Here is a 24371-nt window from a genome sequence, read left to right on the forward strand (position 1 = left end):
GGCCGGTTTCAGCGGCCTTTCGGATCGAGCCCCAGCGATACGCCGGCCAGCCCGCGCCGACGCGAGGACAAGCTGTCGGCCACCCCGCGCAGCGCCTTGCCCACCGGCGAATCGGGCGCGCTCAGCACCAAGGGAGTGCCGGAATCGCCCGCGGCCACCAGCTCGGGATCCAGCGGGATCTGACCCAGCAGCGGCACATCGGCGCCGACCGCGCGCGACAGCCGCTCGGCTACCTGCTCGCCGCCCCCCTCACCGAACACCTTCAGCGTGGAGCCGTCCGGCAGCGTGAGCCCCGACATGTTCTCCACGACGCCGGCGAGGCGTTGGCGCGTCTGCAGCGCGATGCTGCCGGCCCGCTCGGCGACCTCGGCCGCGGCCAGCTGTGGCGTCGTCACCACCAGAATCTCCGCGTTCGGGATCAGCTGCGCCACCGAGATGGCGATGTCGCCGGTCCCCGGCGGCAGATCGAGCAGCAGCACGTCCAGATCACCCCAATAGACGTCGGCCAGGAATTGCTGCAGGGCGCGGTGCAGCATCGGCCCGCGCCATACCACCGGCGTGTTGCCCTCGGTGAACTGAGCGATCGAGATGACCCGCACCTCGTGGGCGATGGGCGGCAGGATCATCGACTCGACCTGGGTGGGCCGGTCGGTGGTGCCCATCATGCGGGGGATGGAGTGGCCGTGGATGTCGGCGTCCAGCACGCCGACGGACAGGCCGCGGGCCGCCATCGCCGCCGCCAGGTTGACCGTGACGGTGGACTTGCCCACCCCGCCCTTCCCGGACGCGACCGCATAGACTCGCGTCAGCGAATTCGGTTGTGCGAACGGGATAATCGGCTCACGCGCGTCACCACGCAACTGCTTGCGCAGCTCGGTGCGCTGCTCGTCGCTCATCACGTCGAGGCTGACCTTCACCGCGCCCGTGCCCGGGACGTCGGAGACCGCCTGGCTGACCCGTTCGGTGATCTCGTTCTTCTTCGGACAGCTGGCGGTGGTCAGGTAGATCGCGACATGGACCGAGCCGTCGGGTTCGGTGTCGACGCTTTTGACCATCCCGAGATCGGTGATAGGGCGCCGCAGTTCGGGGTCGATCACCTTCCCCAGTGCGGCGCGGATTGCCGCGCTCAGGTCGGCGGAATCAGAAGAGTCATGGCTGGACATCACCGCCGAGTGTAGGCGTGCGCGATGGAGCAGTCGGGCGGCGACCCGTTGAGCCCGGCTTTGCCGCGCTGGCGATCGCCGCGGTGTCAGTTGGCCGGGCCCGGCGCGGGCTTGTGCACCGCGGGCGCGTTCGGCGCCGCCGCTGGGCCGGCCGGTTTGGGCGACGGCGCGGCTTGCGGCGCGCTGGCTGCCGGGGGCGCCGGCGGCGCGACGACATCCGGGGGCGGCGGAGCGAACGGCTGCGGCGGAGCGAACGGCGGCGGAGGTGCCGCCGGAGGTGAGCTCTGGGTGCCGATGCAAATCACGGTGCACCCGGGAAGTTGGGCCGGCGCCTGCTGAGGCGTGGGAGACATCCAGGGGAACATCGGCGGGGGACTGACCATCGCGGGGCTGCTCAGGTCGATCAGTGGTACGCGCGCCAGCGGGTCGTCCAGCGGCAGGCCGTTGATGTTCATCGGCAGGTTGGGCCCCAGCCCTTCGGGATGCTCGAGGTGCGCGTCGCCCAGCGGCGGCGGCGGTCCGGTCATCGGCGGCAGGTCGACCGGGACGACGCCCGTGGCGTAGGCTGCCGCCCACCCCAGCACGTTCTGCGCATAGGGCATCGAGTTGTTGTAGCGCAGAATCGCGCTCAACACCTGCGACTGATCACGCAGGTTCAGCCCCCCGCTGCACAGATACCGGGCAGCCGCGAGGGTGGAGTCGAACAGGTTCTGCGGGTCGGCCACGCCGTCGCCCTTGCCGTCGGAGGCGTAGCGCGCCCAGGTCCCCGGCAAGAACTGCATCGGTCCCATCGCGCGGGCGTAGGTGACGCGATTGGCGGCGCTGCTCTGGATGATGACTTCGTTGCCGGGCAGCGTGCCGTCCAGCGACGGGCCGTAGATCGGGGTGATCGCGGTGCCGCGTGCGTCGACCGCGCCGCCGCCCGCGTGCCCCGATTCGATGCGCCCGATGCCTGCCAGCAGGTTCCAGCTGACGCCGCAGCCCGGGGCGGCGACGGCCATCTTCTGCTCCGCGTTGCGGTATGCGGCCAATGCGATGCTCGGAATGCCCAGTGCGCCACGCGCATTGACGATCATCGCCGGCGGCGGGGCGGACAGCGCGGGCTCGGCGACGTGAAAGGCGGTGGGGCTGCGGTCTACCGCGACGACGGCGGGCCCGGTGAGGTCGGGGAAGGTGGGGGAGACCGCGGCCACCGGAGTGACGGCGGCATGAACCGGCGGCATCTGCGCCGGAAGTTCAGGTGCCGCCCCGCTGACGGCGCCCGCGAAGACCAGCGGAGTGATCATGGCGACGCCGAATATCGGCTTGCGCGTATTCCGAAGTGCTAGCTGCCGCGCAGTCGCGGCGGCCGGGCTCGCACCCCGGTTTCCCCCTATGCGCACTCGACCGTCCTAGGTGTGAGCTGGACTTACTTTCTGTTAGATCGGTGAACCAGATCACCATACATAACTCTTGTGGCGCGAGTGGCGCAATGGTCGAAGCGGATCTCACCTTGATTTCTTAGCCGCGCGCTCCAGGTTGTCGCCCTGCGGTGCCGGGCCCGCATCGGGGGATTCCGGCGTCAGATCGGCGAGCAGTTCGCGCAGGTCATCCAGTTCGTGGCGCAGGTATTCGCGGGTCACCACCTCGCCGACGGCCAGCCGCAATGCCGCCAATTCACGGGCCAGGTATTCGGTGTCGGCCTTGGTCTGGGCGGCGCGACGGCGGTCCTCTTCGAGTGCGACGCGGTCGCGGTTCTCCTGCCGGTTCTGCGCCAACAGGATCAGCGGGGCCGCGTAGGCGGCCTGTGTGGAGAAGGCCAGGTTCAACAGGATGAATGGGTAGGGGTCAAAGCGCGCCTTGGCCGCGAACAGGTTCACCGCGATCCACACCACCACCATGACCGTCTGCAGCAGAAGGTAGCGGCCGGTGCCGAAGAAACGCGCGATCGATTCGGTGAGCTGCCCGACGGTCTCCGGATCCAGCCGGGGGGAATACCTGCGCGATGTCCGCGGGGTGTACAGCCCTCGCGGAGCCGTGGATTTGCTCACGCGGAACCTCCCAAGCCTTGGAATTGGCCGGCCGCGTCGAGTTCCTGCATGTCCACGCGCCAGTCGTGCGGCAGCAGGTGATCGAGCAGGTCGTCCACGGTGACCGCACCCAACAGGTGGTTCTGGTCATCGACGACGGGGCCGCACACGAGGTTGTACGCGGCGAGGTAGCGGGTCACCGCGATCAGCGGCGTCTCCGGTGTCAGGGTGAGCAACTCGCTGTCGACGATCCCGCCGACCAGCTCGGCTGGCGCCTCGCGCAACAGCCGCTGCAAGTGCACGCAGCCCAGGTAGCGGCCGGTCGGCGTCGCCGTCGGTGGACGCGCCACGAACACCATTGAGGACAGGGCGGTGCTGAGGTCCGGATCGCGGACCCGGGCCAGCGCCTCCGCGACCGACGTGTCCGGGGTGAGGACCACCGGATCGGAAGTCATCAGGCCACCCGCGGTGTCCGGCGAATGCGTCAGCAGCCGGCGCACGGGCGCGGACTCGTCGGGGTCCATCCGGGTCAGCAGCATCTCGGCGTCGGTGGGGTTCAGCACGCCGAGCAGGTCGGCGGCGTCGTCGGGATCCATCTCCTCGAGCACGTCCGCCGATCGCTCGGTGCCCAGCTGCGACAGCACCTCGGCCTGATCCAGCTCCGGCAACTCCTGCAGGATGTCGGCCAGCCGGTCGTCGTTGAGCGCCCTGAGCACCTCGTAGCGTCGCTTCGCCGGTAGTGCGCGGATCGCGTCGGCCACATCGATCGGCTTGCGCCCTTCAAACTGGCCCAGCAGCTGCGCCACCCCCTGCCCCGGCAAGGCCAGCGCCGACGGGGTCAAACCCTGCACGCTTTGCCAGTCCACGACGTGAACGGGACCGCGCCGTCCCAGCCGTCGGTGCGGGCGCACGGCGACCCGACTCACCATCCAGTCGCGCGTCCGGTTCTGTTCGATGCCCAGATCGGTGACCACGACGTCGAGGCCGGCCAGCTCGGGCAGTTCGGGGTCGTTGACCTTGACCTGGGTGTCCAGCACCTGGCCGATCGCCAGAACTTCCCCGGGCCGCTGCACGAAGTGGCGTAGGGACACGTTGCCGGTGCTCAGCGTCACGCCGTTGGGCTCGATGGACGCGACTCGCAGGATCGGGATGAAGATGCTGCGCCGGGTCGCGAGGTCGACGACCAACCCCAGGACGCGCGGCTGCTGGCGGACGATGCTGATGCTGATCACAACGTCGCGGACCCGGCCGACGGACTCCCCGAGTGGACCCAACACCAACATTCGCGCGAGCCGCGCGATGTACACCCTGTTGACCGATCCCATGGAAGTAGAGCCTAGGCAGCCATCGGTCCGATGGCAGACCGGCCGGGCTTATCGCGCCGGGCACTGATGCGGGGCGACCCGCTGCGCCCGGCTCCGCCGCGCTTGCGATCGCGCCAGGCACTGATGCGGGGCGAACGCCGCTAATGCGTGCGCAGCGCGAAGAGCACGATCACCAAAGTCACCACCAGCGTGGCGATTCCGATGACGATGCCGGCGACCGCCAGGCCGAAACCCTCCTGCCGGGTCCGCTTGATCTGGTCCAGGGCGATCGCGCCCAGCACCATGGCCACGATTGAGCCGATGCAGCACAACAGGCCGGTGAACGACGCGATGAGCGAGGCGATCGCCAGCGGGTTCGTCCCGGGCACAGCGGCCTGGGCCGGATAGCCACCGTGGTAGTCCGGCGGCGGGTAATAGCCGCCCGCATATCCGGGAGACCCGTAGGGGGGCGGCCCGGCGTACTGCGGTGGTGCCGGCGGGTAGGGCGATCCGCCGTAACCGGCTGGTTGTTCATAGCCCGGTGGTGGCGGGACGGGCGGGGGGTACGACGGCGGCGGATACCCGGCTGCGTAGTCGGTGGGATAGCCCGGCGGTGGATACGGCGGGGGCGCCGAATCGGCGGAGGGCGGTTCCCAGGGGGCCGGCTGGTCCTGCTGCTCAGAGGCGTCGCCGCCGGTGGGTGGGTCGGCCTTGTCGTCGTGGGCACTCTCGCCGAAGCCGCCGCCGGGAGCTGTCATGGTGTTCAACCTAACCCATGGGCAGGTGGCGGCCACCGGGGCGAAACGTCAGGGCCTTGCGCAACCCCGGGCTGGTCACTCCACGCCAGCGCGCCGTGTTTTCGCAGGTGGCGACGGGCCGCGGGATAGGGTGGAAAGGCCCTGAGATGAAACGACGACCGAGGCGGAGGACAATGAACGGCGATGACTAATCCTTTCCAGCCTGGGCAGGTTCCCGGCGCGACGCCAGGAGGCGCGACGGGGCGTGGGCGAGGGTCGCCTGGACTGCCGACACCTCCGCGGGGCTGGCCGGTCGGGTCCTATCCCACCTACGCCGAGGCGCAACGCGCCGTCGACTACCTCTCCGAGCAACAGTTCCCGGTCCAACAGGTGACCATCGTGGGTGTCGACCTGATGCAGGTGGAGCGAGTTACCGGCCGATTGACCTGGCCCAAGGTGCTCGGCGGAGGCGTGCTGAGCGGGGCGTGGCTGGGCCTGTTCATCGGCCTGGTGCTGGGCTTCTTCAGTCCCAATCCCTGGGGCGCACTGGTCACGGGCCTGGTCGCCGGCGTCTTCTTCGGGCTCATCACTTCGGCTGTTCCGTATTCAATGGCCCGTGGCACAAGGGATTTCAGTTCGACCATGCAATTGGTGGCTGGGCGCTACGACGTGCTCTGTGATCCGCAAAACGCAGAAAAGGCGCGGGACCTGTTGGCGCGCTTGGCGATCTGAGGCGCGCACGAGAGGTGTGATCGGTGGTGAGTCGTCGTGTGCGCGTACGCCGGACGGGCGCAATCGCGCTGGCGACGCTCACCATCGCCGCGGCGGTATCGGCATGCGCTTCCGGAACGCACGGGCTGGTAATCAGCTTCTACACCACGGCTGCCGACGGTGCGACGTTCACCGCGGTCGCGCAGGATTGCACCAAGCAATTCGGCGGCCGCTTCGCCATTCAACAGATCAGTCTGCCCAGAGCCCCCGGCGAGCAGCGTTTGCAGCTGGCGCGGCGGTTGACCGGTCACGACCGCACGCTGGACGTGATGTCGCTCGACGTGGTGTGGACGGCGGAGTTCGCCGAGGCGGGCTGGGCGCTACCGCTGTCCGACGATCCCGCGGGGCGCGCCGAACCCGACGCGACGGCCGATATCCTGCCGGGCCCGCTGTCGACGGCGCGCTGGGAAGGCAAGCTCTACGCAGCCCCCGTCACAACGAACACCCAATTGCTTTGGTATCGGCCGGATTTGGTGCGTCAGCCGCCGCGAACCTGGGATGGGATGGTGCGCGAGGCCACCAGATTGCACGCCGCGGGGCAGCCCAGCTGGATCGCCGTGCAGGCCAACGAGGGCGAAGGCCTGGTGGTCTGGTTCAACACGTTGCTGGCCAGCGGGGGCGGCCAGGTGCTATCCGACGACGGCCGCCACGTCACGTTGACCGACACGCCGGCGCACCGGGCAGCCACCGTCACTGCGCTGCGGATCCTCAAATCCGTGGCGAGCGCGCCCGGGGCCGATCCGTCGATCACCCGCACCGACGAGGGCACCGCGCGGTTGGCGGTCGAACAGGGCAGGGCCGCGCTCGCGGTCAACTGGCCGTACGCGCTGGCATCCATGCTGGAGAACGCGGTGAAGGGCGGTGTGCCCTTTCTGCCGCTCAACCAGGATCCGCGGTTGGCCGGCAGCATCAACGACGTCGGAACGTTCGTGCCCACTGACGAGCAATTCCGCATCGCCTATCAGGCCAGCCAGAAAGTCTTCGGCTTCGCGCCGTATCCCGGTGTGACGCCGGGCCGTCCGGCCAAGGTGACCATCGGCGGCGCGAACCTGGCGGTGGCCAGCACCACCCGCCACCGAGCCGAGGCGTTCGAAGCCATCCGCTGCCTGCGCAGCCTGCAGCACCAGAAGTACGTGTCGATCGCGGGGGGCCTGCCCCCGGTGCGCACGTCGCTGTATTCGGACCCGCAGTTCCAGGCCAAGTACCCGATGTACACGATCATTCGCCGCCAACTCACCGATGCCGCGGTGCGTCCGGCCACGCCGGTCTATCAGGCGGTGGCCATCCGGTTGGCCGCGACGCTGAGCCCGATCACCAAGGTCGACCCCGAGCGGACCGCCGACGAGCTCGCCACCGAGGTGCAGAAGGCCATCGACGGGAAGGGGCTGTTGCCGTGACGGCCGCGGCCCCCGAAACGCGCCCGGCCCGACTGCCTTCCGTCGCATCGCGTTTGCGGACCCGGAATCAGCACTCCGAACAGCGATTGGCTTTGTTACTCGTCGCCCCGGCGGCGATCCTGATGCTGACGGTGACGGCATATCCGATCGGCTACGCCGTGTGGTTGAGCCTGCAGCGCAACAACCTTGCCGTCCCCGACGACACCGCGTTCATCGGCCTGAGCAATTACGTGACGATCCTGACCGATCGGTATTGGTGGACCGCGCTGGCGGTCACCCTGGGCATCACCGTGGTTTCGGTGTCCCTCGAATTCGTCCTCGGCCTGGCGCTGGCGCTGGTGATGCACCGCACCCTCGTCGGAAAGGGCTTGGTGCGCACCGCGATCCTGATCCCGTACGGCATCGTGACGGTGGTCGCGTCGTACAGCTGGTACTACGCCTGGACCCCGGGGACGGGCTATCTGGCCAACCTGCTGCCGCATGGTAGTGCGCCGCTGACCGCTCAGATCCCGTCGCTGGCCATCGTCGTGATCGCCGAGGTCTGGAAGACGACACCGTTCATGGCGCTGCTGCTGCTGGCCGGGCTGGCGCTGGTGCCAGAGGATCTGCTGAAGGCCGCGCAGGTCGACGGCGCCGGCCCGTGGCGCCGCTTGACCGGAGTCATCATGCCGATCATCAAGCCGGCGGTAGTGGTCGCCCTGCTGTTCCGAACACTCGACGCCTTCCGCATTTTCGACAACATCTACGTCTTGACCAATGGCGCCAACAACACCGATTCGGTCTCGATCCTGGGCTATGACAACCTGTTCAAGGGGTTCAACGTCGGGCTCGGCTCGGCGATCAGCGTGCTGATCTTCTTCTGCGTGGGCCTCATCGCCCTACTGTTCATCAAGGTCTTCGGCGCGGCGGCGCCCGGTGGTGACGTCGATGGTCGTTGACGGGCAGGGCGCGCGGCGCACCGCGATCTGGGCGGTCATCGACATCGTGGTCGTGGTGTACGCGCTGCTTCCGGTGTTGTGGATCTTCAGCCTCTCCCTGAAGCCGACGTCAACGGTCAAGGACGGCAAGCTGATTCCGTCGTCGATGTCCCTGGACAATTATCGCGGCATCTTTCGCGGCGACTTCTTCAGCTCGGCACTGATCAACTCCGTCGGGATCGCGTTGATCACCACCGCGATCGCGGTAACTCTCGGGGCGATGGCGGGCTATGCGATCGCACGCCTGGATTTTCCGGGCAAGCGACCGCTGGTCGGCGCCACCCTGCTGATCACCATGTTTCCCGCGATCTCGTTGGTCACACCGTTGTTCAACATCGAACGCTTCATCGGCCTGTTCGACACCTGGCCGGGCCTGATCCTGCCCTACATCACGTTTGCGCTGCCGCTCGCGATCTACACGCTGTCGGCGTTCTTCCGCGAGATCCCATGGGATTTGGAGAAGGCGGCGACAATGGACGGCGCCACGCCGGCTCAGGCGTTCCGCAAGGTGATCGTCCCCCTGGCGGCGCCCGGCGTGGTGACCGCCGCGATCCTGGTGTTCATCTTCGCCTGGAACGATCTGCTGCTGGCGCTGACCCTGACCGCCACCAAAGCTGCCATCACCGCACCGGTGGCGATCGTGAACTTCAGCGGCAGTTCACAGTTCGAGGAGCCGACCGGATCGATCGCGGCCGGGGCCGTGGTGATCACCGTTCCCATCATCGCTTTTGTTCTAATCTTCCAACGACGAATCGTCGCCGGGTTGACCTCCGGCGCTGTGAAGGGATGACGCGATGGCCGAGATTGTGCTGGACCATGTCACCAAGAGCTATCCCGACGGCGCCGTGGCGGTGCAGGACCTGAACATCACCATCGCCGACGGTGAATTCCTGATCCTGGTGGGCCCGTCGGGGTGCGGTAAGACCACGACGCTGAACATGATTGCCGGGCTTGAAGATATCTCCTCGGGAGAGCTGCGCATCGGCGGCGAACGGGTGAACGAGAAAGCGCCCAAAGACCGCGATATCGCGATGGTGTTCCAGTCCTATGCGCTGTACCCGCACATGACGGTGCGGCAAAACATCGCGTTCCCGTTGACGCTGGCGAAGATGCCGAAGCCCGAGATCGCGCAGAAGGTCGCCGAGACCGCCAAAACCCTTGACCTGACCGAGTTTCTGGACCGCAAGCCTTCGCAGTTGTCCGGTGGGCAGCGGCAACGGGTGGCGATGGGCCGCGCCATCGTGCGCCATCCCAAGGCGTTTTTGATGGACGAGCCCCTGTCCAACCTGGATGCCAAACTGCGCGTCCAGATGCGTGGCGAGATCGCCAGGCTGCAAAAGAGGCTGGGTACGACCACCGTTTACGTCACCCACGATCAGACCGAGGCCATGACCCTCGGCGACCGAGTGGTGGTGATGCATTCGGGCGTCGCACAGCAAATCGGCACCCCCGACGAGCTTTACGAACACCCGGCCAACCTGTTCGTCGCGGGCTTCATCGGCTCGCCGGCGATGAATTTTTTCCCCGCCACCTTGACCCCCATCGGGCTGACGCTCCCCTTCGGGGAGGTGATGCTGACACCGGAAGTCCGGGAGGTGATCGCCCAGCATCCGACACCGGGCAGCGTCATCGTGGGGGTGCGGCCCGAGCACCTGTCCGACGCCGCGTTGATCGACGGGTACCAGCGGATCAGGGCGCTGACCTTCGAGGTGAAGGTCGACCTGGTCGAATCGCTGGGCGCTGACAAGTACGTGTACTTCTCCACGGCGGCATGGGCCGCGCACTCGACTCAACTCGACGAGCTTTCCGCCGAGGGAGACGCGCACGAAAACCAGTTCGTAGCAAGGGTTCCCGCAGAATCCAAAGCGGTCATCGGGCAGTCGATCGAGTTGGCATTCGACACGACACGGCTCGTTGTCTTCGACGCCGACTCGGGGGCCAACCTGACCATCGCACCGTCGGAGCCGCGGTGACCCAGCCGTTGGAGCAGGTGCGTGCGCATGTACGCGCTCACTTCGGCGACCTCGAACCCGACTCGGCGAGCGTGACATTTCTGGGCACCGAAACCATCGAAGTGCTGCGATTCCGCGAGACAAGCGGGCTGGTCCATTACGTCTCGCTGGGCTGCTCGCGCCACCCGATGACCGAACCGACCCTGGATGTCGCCGACCCGGTGCGCGGCCCGCGCGCCGAAATCGTCCTGCAATTGCGCGATCCCGGCCCGATCACCGGAATCGCCCGCAGCATCGCGATACTGGCGGCAACTCCGGCCGTCGAGGGTGCCGTGCTGAGTGCCGATGCGCTGATCGACCTCGGCTCCCCGCTGTGGGCGTCGCCGTCGCGGAAGGTGCCGTTCACCGCGGTGTTGCTGGGCCGCAGCGAGATCGCGGATCTACCACTGGAACCGCCCCGGGACCCGGTGCGCTTCTTGTCGGCGACGCCCATCACCGCGACCGAGGCGGCGTGGGTGCGGCTGAAAGGCGCCGAGGCGATGCGGCAGGCGTGGGACAACGACGGCGTCGACGTGCTGAACACCAATCGCCCCGCCGCGCAACCCAACTGACCGCGCTGAGCGCATCGTCGAACGTGCACTCAGGGCGAGAATTCTGCGATTTCTTCGCCGTGGATACACGCTCGGCGAAAAAGCATCAGAGCCAGTTGCGGTTGCGGAATTGGAAATACAGCACCAGGCAGACGACGACCATGACGGCCATCACCCCGGGGTAGCCCCACGTCCAATTCAGCTCGGGCATGAAGCGGAAGTTCATCCCGTAGATGGCGGCGACCATGGTGGGCACCGCCAGGATGCCGGCCCAGGCCGCCATCTTGCGCATGTCGTTGTTCTGCTGCATCCCGACGCGGGCCAACGCCGCCTGGATCAACGAGTTGAGCGTGTCGTCGTAGCTGGCGATCTGGTCTGCGGCCTCGGAGTGGTGGTCGGCGACGTCGCGCAGATAGCGCCGAAGTTCCTTGGAGATCACGTCCTTGTTCTCCACCTGGATCCGGTGGAACGCGGCCGACAGCGGGTTGACGCACCGCCGGAGCTCGACGACCTCGCGTTTGAGTAGGTAGATCGGTTCGACGTCGATCTTGCTGCCCGGAGCGAACGCCAGGCCCTCGATGCTGTCGATGTCGGACAACATCAGACTGCTCACCTCGAGGTAGTGGTCCACCACATGGTCGGCGATCGCGTGCATCACCGCGAAGGGGCCCAGCCGCATCTGCTCGGGGTCGCCGTCCATCCGCTTGCGCACCTCGGACAGCCCGCCGTGTTCACCGTGGCGGACCGTGACCACGAAATCGCGGCCGACGAAGACCATGATCTCGCCGGTCTCGACGATCTCGCGGGCCAGCACCACCGATTCGTGGCGGACGTAGTTGACGGTCTTGAGGACGAGGAACAGCGTGTCGTCGTAGCGCTCCACCTTGGGGCGCTGATGGGCGCACACCGCATCTTCCACGGCCAGCGGATGCAGCCCGAACACGTCGGCCACTTCCTGCATCTGGGCCTGGCTGGGTTCGCGCAGACCCACCCAGACGAACCCTTCGTGGCCCAGCGTTTCGATCTCGCGCACTTTGTCCAGGGACGCGGCGTAATCGATCTTGCCGGGCAGCCGGTGGCCGTCGGCGTAGACGGCGCAGTCAACGAGCGTTTCCTTGGGGGGTCGAGGGTCGGCGCTCGGCTGCGGCTCCGGTTCCTGCGCGAGCGGCCGAAGCGCTTCGGGCAGTGCGTCGAATCCTTGGAACACATCCACCTCCCACGCAGCACAGGTCCGACCGGGCGGTGCTCCATGCTACGCGTCCCGGCTGTTCAAAGCCTGACGATCAGCCCTGGTAGCGGACCGGAGGACGCGGTCGGAAAAGGGTGCGCTAGTTTCGAGCCGAAACCCGAATCTGCACGACCTTCTCCACAAGGAGTACATCGACGTGAGCGCAAGTCCTCTCAACGTCGCCGTCACCGGCGCCGCCGGCCAGATCGGCTACAGCCTCTTGTTCCGCCTGGCGAGTGGCTCGTTGCTGGGCCCCGACCGCCCGATCGAGCTGCGTCTCCTTGAGATCGAGCCCGCTCTCAAGGCGCTCGAGGGCGTCGTGATGGAGCTGGACGACTGCGCCTTCCCGCTGCTGTCCGGTGTCGAGATCGGCGCGGACGCGAACAAGATCTTCGACGGCGTCAACCTGGCTTTGCTGGTCGGGGCGCGGCCGCGCGGCCCGGGCATGGAGCGCAGCGACCTGCTGGAGGCCAACGGCGCGATCTTCACCGCCCAGGGCAAGGCGCTCAACTCCGTCGCCGCCGACGACGTCCGCATCGGGGTGACCGGCAACCCGGCCAACACCAACGCGCTGATCGCGTTGAGCAACGCCCCCGACATCCCCAAGGAGCGGTTCTCGGCGCTGACCCGCCTGGACCACAACCGGGCCATCTCGCAGCTGGCCAAGAAGACCGGTGCCGCTGTCACCGACATCAAGAAGGTGACGATCTGGGGCAACCACTCCGCCACCCAGTACCCCGACATCTTCCACGCCGAGGTCGGCGGCAAGAACGCCGCCGAGGTGGTCAACGACCAGGCCTGGATCGAGAACGACTTCATCCCGACCGTCGCCAAGCGCGGCGCGGCCATCATCGACGCCCGCGGCGCGTCCTCGGCCGCGTCGGCCGCGTCGGCGACCGTCGACGCCGCCCGGTCCTGGCTGCTGGGCAGCCCGGAGGGCGACTGGGTGTCGATGGCCGTCTATTCCGACGGCTCCTACGGCGTGCCCGAGGGCATCGTCTCGTCGTTCCCGGTGACCACCAAGGACGGCAACTGGTCGATCGTGCAGGGCCTGGAGATCGACGAGTTCTCCCAGGGCCGCATCGACAAGACCACCGCCGAGCTGGTCGAGGAGCGCACCGCGGTCACGGATCTCAAGCTGATCTAGCTCGGCGCTTCGCGCTCGGTATGACCCACGTCACCAATTAGGCCTACTAATGGGTAGTCAGTACCCTGAACCCCGTGTCCGAATTGCTTGAATCGATACAGACGCAGGCCGAGCATGGCGCGATCACCGACGAGGAGATCTTCGAGGCACACGTCGGCGGGAAGCTTTCGGTAGGCCTGACGTCCCCGCTGGACACGCAGCGCGCTTTGTCCATCGCGTATACCCCGGGTGTGGCGCAGGTCAGCCGTGCGATCGCCGCTGACCACGCTCAAGCGGCCCGCTACACCTGGGCGAACCGGTTGGTGGCGGTGGTCAGCGACGGCAGCGCGGTGCTCGGCCTGGGCGACATCGGGCCCGCGGCGTCGTTGCCGGTCATGGAGGGCAAGTGCGCCCTGTTCCAGGCGTATGGCGGGCTGAACGCCATCCCGATCGTGCTGGACACCAAGGATCCCGACGAGATCGTGGAAACCCTGGTGCGCCTGCGCCCGACGTTCGGCGCCGTCAACCTCGAGGACATCGCCGCGCCGCGTTGCTTCGAGATCGAACGCCGAGCCATCGAGGCGCTGGACTGCCCGGTGATGCACGACGACCAGCACGGCACGGCCATCGTTGTGCTGGCCGCGCTCATGGGTGCCAGCAAGCTGCTCGGCCGGGACATGAACTCGCTGAAGGTGGTGGTTTCCGGGGCCGGGGCGGCCGGCGTCGCGTGCACCAATCTCCTTATGGTGATGGGTGTTTCGGACATCACCGTCCTCGACTCGCGCGGGATTCTGCACACCGCTCGGGACGACATGAACGACGTCAAGGCGGCTCTGGCGCGGCGCACCAACCCCGACGGGCTGTCCGGCAGCGCGGCGGAAGCCCTGCGGGGCGCCGACGTGTTTCTCGGTCTGTCGGGCGGCGTGGTCCCCGAAGAGATGATCGCCACCATGGCCCCTAACGGGATCGTGTTCGCGCTGTCCAACCCGGATCCGGAGATCCACCCCCAAATCGCGGCCAAGTACGCCTCGGTGGTGGCCACCGGTCGCAGCGACTTCCCAAACCAGATCAACAACGTGCTGGCATTCCCCGGGGTGTTCCGCGGTGCGCTGGACGCCGGTGCCCGCCGGATCACCGAGAAGATGATGGTCGCCGCGGCCGAGGCGATCTTCTCCGTCGTCAGCGACGACCTTGCTCCCGACCGGATCGTCCCCAGCCCGCTGGACCTGCGCGTCGGGGAAGCGGTCGCCGCGGCCGTGGCGATCGCGTCCGACACCACGGGGTGAGGATCGGCAGGCTGGCGGCACCGCTGCTCGCCGCCTTAATCGCTGTTTCCGGTTGCGCGACCGACACCGCGGGCGATCGTCGCGCCGGCGCGGAAGTGGTGGTCGGGTCCCGGTCCGACGCCGAGTCGACGCTGCTGGCCAACGTCTACGTGGCGGCCTTGCGGTCCTACGGATTTGGCGCGCGGTTCCAGGCGACCGCCGACCCGAAGGGCCAATTGGATTCGGGCGCCGTCACCGTCGTTCCCGCCTTCACCGGCCGGGTGTTGCAGGCCCTGCAGCCCGGTGCGACGGCGATGTCCGACAAAGACGTCTACCGCGCGATGATCGCCGCGCTGCCCGAGGGCATCGTGGCGGGCGACTACACGACGGCCGCCGAGGACAAACCCGTGCTGCTGGTGAGTCGAGCCACCGCCAAGGCGTGGGGCGGCAGCGATGTCAGTGCGGACTTGAGCACGCTGCCGCAACACTGTGCCGGCCTCGTCGTCGGGGCCGTCGCCGGTCAACGGCCGCCGTCGGCCATCGGCCCCTGCCGCCTTCCCGCCCCGCGTGAATTCCCGGATGGCACAACGATGTTCGCGGCGGTCGCGGCCGGACAGCTGACCGCGGGATGGACGACCACCGCCGATCCCGGCGCGCACGCCGACCTGGTCGCGCTGGCCGACGCCAAACCCACACTGATTCGGGCCGAGAACGTGGTGCCGCTGTATCGTCGCAACGCGCTCAGCGACCGGCAATTGTTGGCGATCAACGAAGTGGCCGGCGTGCTGGACACCGCCGCCCTGGTCGACATGCGCCGGCAGGTGGGTGCGGGCGCCGACCCGCAGGCGGTGGCGGCGGGCTGGTTAGCCGAGCACCCGCTGGGGCGCTGAACGTCAGGGCTGATGTGCCCCGGCTCTCTTCGCGCGTATTCACGCGCTCATCGGCCGGGTCAGCGCTTGGGCATCAAGCGGTGCACAAATTGCTGAAGCCGGCCCATGATGGGCCCACCCAGCAGCAGCTCCGGTCGCGAACCCGTCAGTCGCACGACCAGGTCCATCGCCTTGACGTCCGGCCCCACCAGCACCCGGGCCTTGTTCTTGCGCACCCCTTCGAGGATGAGCTGGGCCGCCCGTTCCGGGGTGGTTTTGGCCTGCTGTTCCTCGAAGAGGCTGGCCAGCTCGGCGTGGTCGACCCCCTCGACGCCGGTGGCGTTGCGGGCGAACGCGGTTTTGATGCCGCCCGGGTGCACCGTCGTCACCCGCACCGGGTGACCGGCCCGCGCCATCTCCTGGTGCAGCGCCTCGGTGAACCCGCGGACGGCGAACTTGGCCGAGACGTATGCCGCCTGGCCGGGCGCCGAAAACAGGCCGAGCGCGCTCGAGATGTTGATGATGTGTCCGTCGCCGGAGGCGATCAGGTGGGGGAGGAAAGCCTTGGTGCCGTTGACGACGCCCCAGTAGTCGACGTCAATCACGCGTTCGATGTCCTTGAACCGGCTGTCCTCGATGGATCCGATGAACGTGATGCCGGCGTTGTTGTAGATCTGGTTGACCGCGCCGAAATGCTCGTTGACCGCGTCGGCGTAAGCCAGGAAGGCGCTGCGCTCGGTCACGTCAAGCTGATCGGACTTGACCGGCGCGCCGATCGCCGCCAGTTGCTCGGCGGTCTGCGCCAGTCCCGCGGTGTCGACGTCGCTGATCGCCAACTTGGCACCGGCGCGCCCCAACTCGACCGCCAACGCCTGGCCGATGCCCGAACCCGCGCCGGTGACCACGGCGACCTTGCCGGCGAACCCATCCATGCAATACTCCCTCGACCAGGCTTGACGCGTTGACGCTAATCGTTACCAGCGGCGGTGGCTAGCGCAGGGCGAAATGGTGGACATGCGGCCGCGCCGCACTGAGAGATCAATCACTGCTTGGGCAGCAGCCGGCCCATGACGGGCCCGAACAGCTGCTGATAACCCGAACCCGTCAGGCGAACCAAGATGTCCAGCACCTTGGCGTCCACCCCGACGAGCACCCGCGCCTTCTTCTTCCGCACCGCATCGAGGATGATCTGGGCCGCGCGGTGCGGGGTGGTCTTGGCCAGCCGCTTGTCGAACAACTTGGCCAGCTCGGCCTGGTCGAGGCCCTCGGCGGTGGTGGCGTTGCGCGCGATCGCGGTCTTGATGCCGCCCGGGTGCACCGTGGTCACCGCCACCGGGTGGCCGGCCGCCACCATCTCCTGCCGCAGCGCCTCGGTGAAGCCGCGGACGGCGAACTTGGCCGAGTTGTAGGCAGCCTGCCCCGGCACGGAGAACAGCCCGAACACGCTCGAGACGTTGACGACGTGTCCGTCGCCGGAGGCGATCAGGTGCGGGAGAAAAGCCTTGGTGCCGTTGACGACGCCCCAGAAGTCGACGTCCATCACGCGTTCGATGTCCTTGAACTGGCTGACTTCGACGTCACCGGTGAAGGCGATCCCGGCGTTGTTGTAGATCTGGTTGACCTTGCCGAAGTGCTCTTTGACCGCGTCGGCGTAGGCCAGGAACGCTTCACGTTCGGTCACGTCGAGGCGATCCGCCTTGACCTGCGCACCGATCGCCTTCAGCTGCTCCTCGGTGTGGGCCAGGCCTTCGAGGTCGACGTCGCTGATGGCCACCTTGGCTCCCGAGCGAGCCAGTTCCAGCGCCAGTGCCTGCCCGATACCCGAACCCGCACCCGTCACCACCGCGACCTTGCCGGCGAACCCTTGCATGAGCACCCTTCCTGTTGGCCCGTTTGCGTCGAGGCTAGCCGGTACCGGCGGTACCGCTCTCGTCGGGTGTGAACGTCGAGCAGTTGCGCGAATCCGGGCGTCTCCGCCCAACCAAGTCGACGTTCGTCATTAGCCGAAGGCGGTGTCGATGATCTCCTGCTGCTCGACGGCGTGCACCTTCGACGAGCCCGACGACGGAGCCGACATCGCCCGCCGGGAAATCCGTTTGAGCCCGGTCAGCTTGTCGGGCAGCAGCTCGGGCAATTCCAGACCAAAGCGCGGCCACGCGCCCTGGTTGGCGGGCTCCTCCTGAACCCAGAAGTACTCCCTGACGCTCGGGTAGCGGTCCAGCGTTTCGCCCAGCCGGCGCTTCGGCAGCGGAGCGAGCTGCTCGATCCGCACGATCGCCACGTCGTCCCGATCGTCCTTGGCCTTGCGGGCCACCAACTCGTAGTAGAGCTTGCCGCTGGTCAGCAGGACCCTGCTGACCTTGCTGCGATCACCGATGCCGTCCTCGTAGGTCGGCTCTTCGAGCACCGAGCGGAACTTGATCTCGGTGAAGTCCTTGACGTCGCTGACCGCCGCCTTGTTGCGCAGCATCGACTTGGGCGTGAACACGATCAGCGGCCGCTGCACGCCGTCGAGGGCGTGTCGCCGCAACAGGTGGAAGTAGTTGGACGGCGTGGAGGGCATCGCGATCGTCATCGAACCCTCCGCCCACAGCTGCAGGAAGCGCTCGATCCGGCCCGAGGTGTGGTCGGGGCCCTGGCCTTCGTGGCCGTGCGGCAGCAGCAGCACCACGTTGGACAACTGGCCCCACTTGGCCTCACCGGAGCTGATGAACTCGTCGATGATCGACTGCGCGCCGTTGACGAAGTCCCCGAACTGGGCTTCCCACAGGACGAGGGCGTCCGGGTTGCCCACGGTGTAGCCGTACTCGAAGCCGACCGCGGCGTATTCCGACAGCGGGGAGTCATAGACCAGGAACTTGCCGCCGGTGGGGGTGCCGTCTGGGTTGGTCGCCAGCAGCTGCAGCGGCGTGAACTCCTCACCGGTGTTGCGGTCGATGATCACCGAGTGCCGCTGCGAGAAGGTGCCGCGCCGGGTGTCTTGCCCCGACAGCCGCACCAGCTTGCCCTCGGCCACCAGCGAGCCCAGCGCCAGCAGCTCGGCGAAGGCCCAGTCGATCTTGCCCTCGTAGGCCATCTCCCGGCGCTTCTCCAGCACCGGCTGCACCCGCGGGTGCGCCGTGAAGCCCTCGGGCAGCGCCAGGAATGCGTCACCGATACGGGCCAGCAACGCCTTGTCCACCGCGGTGGCCAGGCCCGCGGGCAGCATCTGGTCGGCTTCCACCGATTCGCTCGGCAGCGCGCCGTGCTTCTCCAGCTCTCGGACCTCGTTGAACACCCGCTCGAGCTGGCCCTGGTAGTCGCGCAGGGCGTCCTCGGCTTCCTTCATCGAGATGTCGCCGCGGCCGATCAGGGCTTCGGTGTAGCTCTTGCGGACTCCGCGCTTGATGTCGACGACGTCGTACATGGCGGGGTTGGTCATCGACGGGTCATCGCCTTCGTTGTGCCCGCGCTTGCGGTAGCACAGCATGTCGATGACGACGTCCTTCTTGAACTCCTGCCGGAAGTCGACGGCCAGCTTGGCCACCCACGCGCACGCCTCCGGGTCGTCGCCGTTGACGTGGAAGATCGGCGCCCCGATCATCTTCGCGACATCGGTGCAGTACTCGCTGGACCGCGAGTACTCCGGCGCGGTGGTGAAGCCGATCTGGTTGTTGGCGATGATGTGAATGGTGCCGCCGACGCGGTAACCGGGCAGGTGGGTCAGGTTGAGGGTCTCGGCGACCACGCCCTGACCGGCGAACGCCGCATCGCCGTGCAGCATCATCGGCACCACCGAGAAGGCCTTGTCGTCGCCCTGGTCCTCGGCGCCCCGGTCCAGCAGGTCCTGCTTGGCCCGGACCAGGCCCTCCAGCACCGGGTCGACGGCTTCCAGGTGCGACGGGTTGGCGGTCAGCGAAACCTGAATGTCGTTGTCGCCGAACATCTGTAGGTACACGCCGGTGGCGCCCAGGTGGTACTTGACGTCTCCGGAGCCGTGTGCCTGCGCCGGGTTGAGGTTGCCCTCGAACTCGGAAAAGATCTGTGAGTACGGCTTGCCGACGATGTTGGCCAGTACGTTGAGCCGGCCGCGGTGCGGCATCCCGATGACCACCTCGTCGAGCCCGTGCTCGGCGCACTGGTCGATCGCCGCATCCATCATTGGAATGATGCTTTCCGCACCCTCAAGTGAAAACCGTTTCTGCCCAACGTATTTGGTCTGCAGGAAGGTTTCGAAGGCCTCGGCCGCGTTCAGTTTGCTCAGGATGAACTTCTGCTCGGCCACCGTCGGCTTGACGTGCTTGGTCTCGACACGCTGCTGCAGCCATTCCTGTTGCGAGGGCTCGAGAATGTGGGTGTACTCCACGCCGATGTGACGGCAGTAGGCATCGCGCAGCAGACCCAGCACGTCGCGCAGCTTCTTGTATTCGGAACCGGCGAACCCGTTGACCTTGAACACCCGATCCAGATCCCACAGCGTCAGACCGTGGTTGAGGATCTCGAGGTCGGGGTGGCTGCGGAACCGGCTGCCGTCCAAGCGCAGCGGGTCGATGTCGGCCATCAGATGGCCCCGATTGCGGTAGGCCGCAATCAACTCCATCACCCGGGCGGTCTTGTCGACGATCGAGTCCGGGTTGTCGGTGCTCCAGCGCACCGGTAGATAGGGGTTTCCCAGCTCGCGGAAGATCTCGTCCCAGAAGGCGTCCGACAGCAGCATCTCGTGGATGGTGCGCAAGAAGTCGCCGGATTCCGCGCCCTGGATGATGCGGTGGTCATAGGTCGACGTGAGCGTGATCAGCTTGCCGATCCCCAGCTCGGCGATGCGTTCCTCGCTGGCGCCCTGGAACTCGGCGGGATATTCCATGGCGCCGACGCCGATGATGGCGCCCTGGCCCGTCATCAGCCGCGGCACCGAGTGCACGGTGCCGATGGTGCCCGGGTTGGTCAGCGAAATCGTCACGCCGGCAAAGTCTTCGGCGGTCAGCTTGCCGTCGCGGGCCCGTCGCACGATGTCTTCGTAGGCGGTGACGAACTGCGCGAACCGCATGGTCTCGCAGCCCTTGATGCCGGCCACCACCAGAGAACGCTTGCCGTCCTTGCCCTGCAGGTCGATGGCCAGGCCGAGGTTGGTGTGCGCCGGGGTGATGGCGGTGGGTTTGCCGTCGACCTCGGCGTAGTGCCGATTCATGTTCGGGAACTTCTTGATCGCCTGCACCAGCGCGTACCCGAGCAGGTGGGTGAACGAGATCTTGCCGCCGCGCGTGCGCTTGAGTTGGTTGTTGATGACGATCCGGTTGTCGATCAGCAGCTTGGCGGGGACGGCGCGGACACTGGTCGCCGTCGGCACGTCCAGCGACGCCGACATGTTCTTGACGACGGCCGCCGCGGCGCCGCGCAGCGTCTGCAACTCGTCGCCTTCGGCCGGCGGGGGAGCGGCGGCCTTCGCCGGCGCGGGCCGCGCCGGGACCCCGTTGCCGGCGGCCGTGCTGACGGGGGGTGTCGTGCTGGAAGGGGGCGCGGGCTTGGGGCTTTGGGCGGGAGCCGGGGCCGGCTTCGCCGGCGCGGGGGCCGCGGCCGGCCGGCCATCGCCGCTGGTCGGGGCCGCGGGCGCCGCCTCGCCGGTGGGCTCGGGGTTGTAGTCGACCAGGAATTCATGCCAGCTCGGATCCACCGACGAGGGGTCATCGCGGAACTTGCGGTACATCTCCTCGACCAGCCATTCGTTCTGACCGAATGGTGAACTTATGTTGCTCACGACCGCAGTTCGCCTCAATCCCTTTGTCCTACAGGGTCACCGCAGCGCTATTGCGCGGCAGCACCCTCGTCGGCCCCGGCGGGCCGAGCACCTCATAGCCATGGCGGCACGCATTGCTTCCGCCCTATAAAGGCTAACCTCTCGCCACCAATCTGCCAGGCGGACCGGGGGGCCTCGGGGAGGGTCAGCCGGCTTCGGGGACCGGGGGCACCAGATGCAGGGCGCGGGGCCAGCGCGCGGGTGGGGCGCCGAACGCCCGCTTGGCGTTGCGGACCATCTTCTTGCCGGCGAGGTAATTGCCCACTGCCCCCACCACGACCCCGATCCCGACCGGCAGCAGTTTGCCGAACAACAGGGCGCCCCGCCGCACGGTGTACTTCCTGACCCACGACTTGAGCAGTCGCGAGTTCAGTCCCGACATCGACGACAGCGGCAGCGCGGCCAGGCTCTCGGAAATCCAGCCGCCGCTGGTGCGCCGCGGACCGAGCAGCTCCGCGACGGCGTGCTCGCTGTTGTCACCGACGAGCACCGCCAGCACCAGGGCGCGGCGTCGTTCGCGGTGATCGGCCGGAATGTCGTGGACCACCGCGACCGCCAACACGAAGAACGCGGTGGCCTCGAGGAACGTCACCGTTTCCGCGGCCGCCGCGGACAGGGCACTCAACGTGCCGATTCCGGGGACGGTCGCCGCGGCCCCAACCGCAACGCCGCCGGCCGTCACGATGGCCACGTAACGCTTCTGCAGCTTGGCCAGGATCTCCGCCGGGCTGGCCTCGGGATCGGCGTTGCGCAGCCGGTTCACATAAGCCTCGGCGGCGGGGCCCTGTATCCGCGAGCTGCGCTCGATGACCTGCGCCAACGCCCGCGCGGACATCTTGGGCCGACCGTCCTTGCCGGTCGGCGCCTCTCCCGCGTTGGCCATGTTGAAAAACCGCTTCCGCGACCTGTTCCGTCGGGCCCGCATACTGTCTCTCCTGCAAATGGGGTTCCTTCAGGCTAACGTGCCCGCGGCACATCCTGACGCGTTATCTGTCCCCACCGGATCCGTGGCTGCCGGCCCTCTTGCGCCGCCGGGAATAATGCAGGCTGGATGTCTGCGACGGCCGTGCCGTTGGTCGGTCGTCGTGGTGAACGGTTCGCCGTGCGCGCGGTCGATGACCTGGCAGTTCAGGCCGGTCGACCAGACGGGCCGATGCGGCGTAAACGGCATCGTCGGGAGCGAAACGAGGTGGGGTGGATGACCACGGCTGCGCCCCGCACGCCCGGGGGTCAGGGGCGTGCGGGTTCCGGGCCGGCGCGGGCCGCCCATCGCTGGGATTTCATCACCCGGAGCTCGCCGCACTCACAGAACCCCTGGAACCCGCTTTGGGCGATGATGATCGGCTTTTTCATGATCATGGTCGACTCGACCATCGTCGCGATCGCAAACCCGACCATCATGGCCAACCTGCGCATCGGCTACGACACCGTGGTCTGGGTGACCAGCGCCTACCTGCTGGGTTATGCCGTCGTGTTGCTCGTGGCGGGTCGCCTCGGCGACCGGTTCGGCCCCAAGAACCTGTACCTGATCGGCCTGGTGGTCTTCACTATCTCCTCGGTGTGGTGCGGACTGTCGGGCAGCGCCGCCATGCTGATCGCGGCCCGCGTCGTGCAAGGCATCGGAGCGGGCGTGCTCACCCCGCAAACCTTGTCGACGATCACCCGGATCTTCCCGCCGGAACGGCGCGGCATCGCGGTGAGCTTGTGGGGCGCCACCGCGGGAGTCGCCAGCCTGGTGGGCCCGCTGGCCGGCGGTGTCCTGGTCGACGGGCTGGGCTGGGAGTGGATCTTCTTCGTCAACGTCCCCATCGGGGTGATCGGGCTGGCGTTGGCGTATTGGCTGATCCCGGTGTTGCCCACCCAGTCACACCGGTTCGATCTGATCGGGGTGGGCCTGTCCGCGGTGGGCATGTTCTTGATCGTGTTCGGGCTGCAGCAGGGGCAGGCCGCGCACTGGCAGCCGTGGATTTGGGCGTTGATCGTCGCGGGCTTCGGGTTCATGACGGTGTTCGTCTTCTGGCAGTCGGCGAACCCCCACGAACCGCTGATTCCGTTGGTGATCTTCGGTGACCGCGACTTCAGCCTGTGCAACGTCGGGGTGGCCATCGTCTCGTTCGCCGCGACGGCGATGATGCTGCCGCTGACGTTTTATGCGCAGGCTGTTTGCGGGCTGTCGCCGACGCGCTCGGCCCTGCTGATCGCGCCGATGGCGATCGCCAACGGGGTGTTCGCGCCGTTCGTCGGCAAGATCGTCGACAATTACCATCCGCGGCCGGTGCTCGGTTTCGGTTTTTCGGTGCTGGCGATCGCGCTGACCTGGCTCACCTTCGAGATGGCGCCGACGACGCCGATCTGGCGGCTGGTGTTGCCGTTCTTCGCGATGGGCGTGGGGATGGCGTTCGTGTGGTCGCCGCTGACCGCGACCGCGACGCGAAACCTGCCCGCGCAGCTGGCCGGTGCGGGCTCTGCGGTGTACAACTCGGTCCGGCAGCTGGGCGCGGTGCTCGGCAGCGCCGGCATGGCCGCATTCATGACCTGGCGGATCAGTGCCGAGATGCCGCGGCGGCCGTCCGGTGGGGGCGTCGACGAGGACGCCATCGCGTTGCAGTTGCCCCCGTTTCTGCGCGAACCGTTTGCGGTCGCGATGTCGCAATCGGTGCTGTTGCCCGCGTTCATCGCGTTGTTCGGGATCATCGCCGCCCTGTTCTTGGTGGGCTTCGCCCCCTGGTCGCGCACCGGCCGAGGCGGCGATCCCTTCGGGCCCGACGACGATGACATCGTCGACGACGACTATGACGACGACGAGTACGTCGAATTGCTCCTCCAACGCGAATCCGATGTCGAGCGCGGCGGCCCGCCGTCAGGGGAGCGGGCTAATGCGGGGCCCCCTCCCGCCGGCCCGCGGCCGCGGGGCCCGGTCGATTCGTCGCGCAGCGTGTTCAATGAGCCGGTAGCGCCGGCGCAACCAATTGGCTTTGCCCACAACGGCTCTCATGTCGACAGCGGCAAGCGCCTCCGTCAGGTGGCGGTGCGACGCTCGGTCAAGCCCAGCCCGCCGGTGGAGCGGTTTACCCGACCGCCGCGCCGCCCCCACAGGGGTCCGGCGGGTCACCACTTCACCGAGGGTGACTCGCTGCGAGGTCACCACCACCGCGCCGATCCCGACGACGATCCCACCGGTTACGGCCGGCACTCGTCGGGAAATTAGGC

The 24371-nt window shown here is 67.6% G+C and carries 20 protein-coding genes; 10 read left to right on the forward strand and 10 right to left on the reverse strand.

Features of this window, described 5'->3' with window-relative positions; genetic code table 11:
- Window positions 1-8: 8 nt before the first annotated feature.
- The 5 genes from JF781_RS01505 to JF781_RS01525 form a co-directional block, all read right to left on the reverse strand.
- Window positions 9-1163 (reverse strand): Mrp/NBP35 family ATP-binding protein, encoded by a 1155-nt coding sequence (locus JF781_RS01505; protein ID WP_225330179.1) that lies wholly within the window; start codon window positions 1161-1163, stop codon window positions 9-11.
- An 86-nt stretch (window positions 1164-1249) separates the two neighbouring features.
- The gene (locus tag JF781_RS01510) at window positions 1250-2545 is read right to left on the reverse strand and encodes a lytic murein transglycosylase (RefSeq protein ID WP_225341133.1); all 1296 of its coding nucleotides are present in this window, start codon (window positions 2543-2545) and stop codon (window positions 1250-1252) included.
- Between the two features lie 105 nt (window positions 2546-2650).
- On the reverse strand, window positions 2651-3193 hold the full coding sequence (locus JF781_RS01515; RefSeq protein WP_225330218.1) for a DUF1003 domain-containing protein: 543 nt from the start codon (window positions 3191-3193) through the stop codon (window positions 2651-2653).
- Window positions 3190-4497, reverse strand: coding sequence for a magnesium transporter MgtE N-terminal domain-containing protein (locus JF781_RS01520; RefSeq protein WP_225330219.1), 1308 nt, complete (start codon window positions 4495-4497; stop codon window positions 3190-3192). The genes JF781_RS01515 and JF781_RS01520 overlap by 4 nt, the downstream gene beginning before the upstream one ends.
- Window positions 4498-4637: 140 nt before the next feature.
- On the reverse strand, window positions 4638-5234 hold the full coding sequence (locus tag JF781_RS01525; RefSeq protein WP_225330220.1) for a DUF4190 domain-containing protein: 597 nt from the start codon (window positions 5232-5234) through the stop codon (window positions 4638-4640).
- Window positions 5235-5417: 183 nt separating this feature from the next.
- Between JF781_RS01525 and JF781_RS01530 the strand changes: the two genes are divergently transcribed.
- From JF781_RS01530 to JF781_RS01555, 6 genes are read left to right on the forward strand one after another with little or no spacing between them, the layout of a single operon-like run.
- Entirely contained in the window at window positions 5418-5945 is a 528-nt protein-coding gene (locus tag JF781_RS01530; RefSeq protein ID WP_225330221.1) for a general stress protein, read from the forward strand.
- Window positions 5946-5968: 23 nt separating this feature from the next.
- Window positions 5969-7381 carry an extracellular solute-binding protein gene (locus tag JF781_RS01535; protein ID WP_225330222.1) on the forward strand — a complete coding sequence of 471 codons (1413 nt, stop codon included), beginning with the start codon at window positions 5969-5971 and terminating at the stop codon, window positions 7379-7381.
- A 32-nt stretch (window positions 7382-7413) separates the two neighbouring features.
- Window positions 7414-8319 carry a carbohydrate ABC transporter permease gene (locus tag JF781_RS01540; protein ID WP_225330233.1) on the forward strand — a complete coding sequence of 302 codons (906 nt, stop codon included), beginning with the start codon at window positions 7414-7416 and terminating at the stop codon, window positions 8317-8319.
- Window positions 8309-9148: a carbohydrate ABC transporter permease gene (locus tag JF781_RS01545; RefSeq protein WP_225330223.1), complete on the forward strand. Its 840-nt coding sequence runs from the start codon at window positions 8309-8311 to the stop codon at window positions 9146-9148. Before JF781_RS01540 ends, JF781_RS01545 begins: the two co-directional genes overlap by 11 nt.
- Window positions 9149-9152: 4 nt before the next feature.
- Entirely contained in the window at window positions 9153-10331 is a 1179-nt protein-coding gene (locus JF781_RS01550) for an ABC transporter ATP-binding protein (RefSeq protein ID WP_225330224.1), read from the forward strand.
- Window positions 10328-10921: a suppressor of fused domain protein gene (locus JF781_RS01555; RefSeq protein ID WP_225330225.1), complete on the forward strand. Its 594-nt coding sequence runs from the start codon at window positions 10328-10330 to the stop codon at window positions 10919-10921. Before JF781_RS01550 ends, JF781_RS01555 begins: the two co-directional genes overlap by 4 nt.
- Before the next feature lie 85 nt (window positions 10922-11006).
- Here the strand turns inward: JF781_RS01555 and corA are convergent, their stop codons facing one another.
- A complete protein-coding gene (gene corA / locus JF781_RS01560; RefSeq protein ID WP_225330226.1) occupies window positions 11007-12107 on the reverse strand; it encodes a magnesium/cobalt transporter CorA in 1101 nt (366 codons plus the stop codon).
- A gap of 178 nt (window positions 12108-12285) precedes the next feature.
- Here corA and JF781_RS01565 point away from each other — a divergent pair, with 178 nt between their 5' ends.
- From JF781_RS01565 to JF781_RS01575, 3 genes are all read left to right on the forward strand, one after another.
- Entirely contained in the window at window positions 12286-13275 is a 990-nt protein-coding gene (locus JF781_RS01565) for a malate dehydrogenase (protein WP_225330227.1), read from the forward strand.
- A 74-nt stretch (window positions 13276-13349) separates the two neighbouring features.
- The gene (locus JF781_RS01570) at window positions 13350-14540 is read left to right on the forward strand and encodes an NADP-dependent malic enzyme (RefSeq protein ID WP_225330228.1); all 1191 of its coding nucleotides are present in this window, start codon (window positions 13350-13352) and stop codon (window positions 14538-14540) included.
- The gene (locus tag JF781_RS01575; protein ID WP_225330229.1) at window positions 14537-15409 is read left to right on the forward strand and encodes a glycine betaine ABC transporter substrate-binding protein; all 873 of its coding nucleotides are present in this window, start codon (window positions 14537-14539) and stop codon (window positions 15407-15409) included. Before JF781_RS01570 ends, JF781_RS01575 begins: the two co-directional genes overlap by 4 nt.
- A 59-nt stretch (window positions 15410-15468) precedes the next feature.
- Here JF781_RS01575 and JF781_RS01580 read toward each other — a convergent pair whose 3' ends face one another.
- The 4 genes from JF781_RS01580 to JF781_RS01595 form a co-directional block, all read right to left on the reverse strand.
- A complete protein-coding gene (locus JF781_RS01580) occupies window positions 15469-16320 on the reverse strand; it encodes an SDR family oxidoreductase (protein ID WP_225330230.1) in 852 nt (283 codons plus the stop codon).
- Window positions 16321-16430: 110 nt separating this feature from the next.
- On the reverse strand, window positions 16431-17258 hold the full coding sequence (locus JF781_RS01585; protein WP_225330231.1) for an SDR family oxidoreductase: 828 nt from the start codon (window positions 17256-17258) through the stop codon (window positions 16431-16433).
- A gap of 129 nt (window positions 17259-17387) precedes the next feature.
- Entirely contained in the window at window positions 17388-21122 is a 3735-nt protein-coding gene (locus JF781_RS01590; RefSeq protein ID WP_225341134.1) for a multifunctional oxoglutarate decarboxylase/oxoglutarate dehydrogenase thiamine pyrophosphate-binding subunit/dihydrolipoyllysine-residue succinyltransferase subunit, read from the reverse strand.
- A 184-nt stretch (window positions 21123-21306) separates the two neighbouring features.
- The gene (locus tag JF781_RS01595; RefSeq protein WP_225329980.1) at window positions 21307-22086 is read right to left on the reverse strand and encodes a hypothetical protein; all 780 of its coding nucleotides are present in this window, start codon (window positions 22084-22086) and stop codon (window positions 21307-21309) included.
- A gap of 408 nt (window positions 22087-22494) precedes the next feature.
- Here JF781_RS01595 and JF781_RS01600 point away from each other — a divergent pair, with 408 nt between their 5' ends.
- The gene (locus JF781_RS01600) at window positions 22495-24369 is read left to right on the forward strand and encodes an MFS transporter (RefSeq protein ID WP_374109657.1); all 1875 of its coding nucleotides are present in this window, start codon (window positions 22495-22497) and stop codon (window positions 24367-24369) included.
- Window positions 24370-24371 lie beyond the last annotated feature (2 nt).

Source organism: Mycobacterium sp. WUMAC-067, assembly GCF_020217485.1.
Classification (GTDB): Bacteria; Actinomycetota; Actinomycetes; order Mycobacteriales; family Mycobacteriaceae; genus Mycobacterium.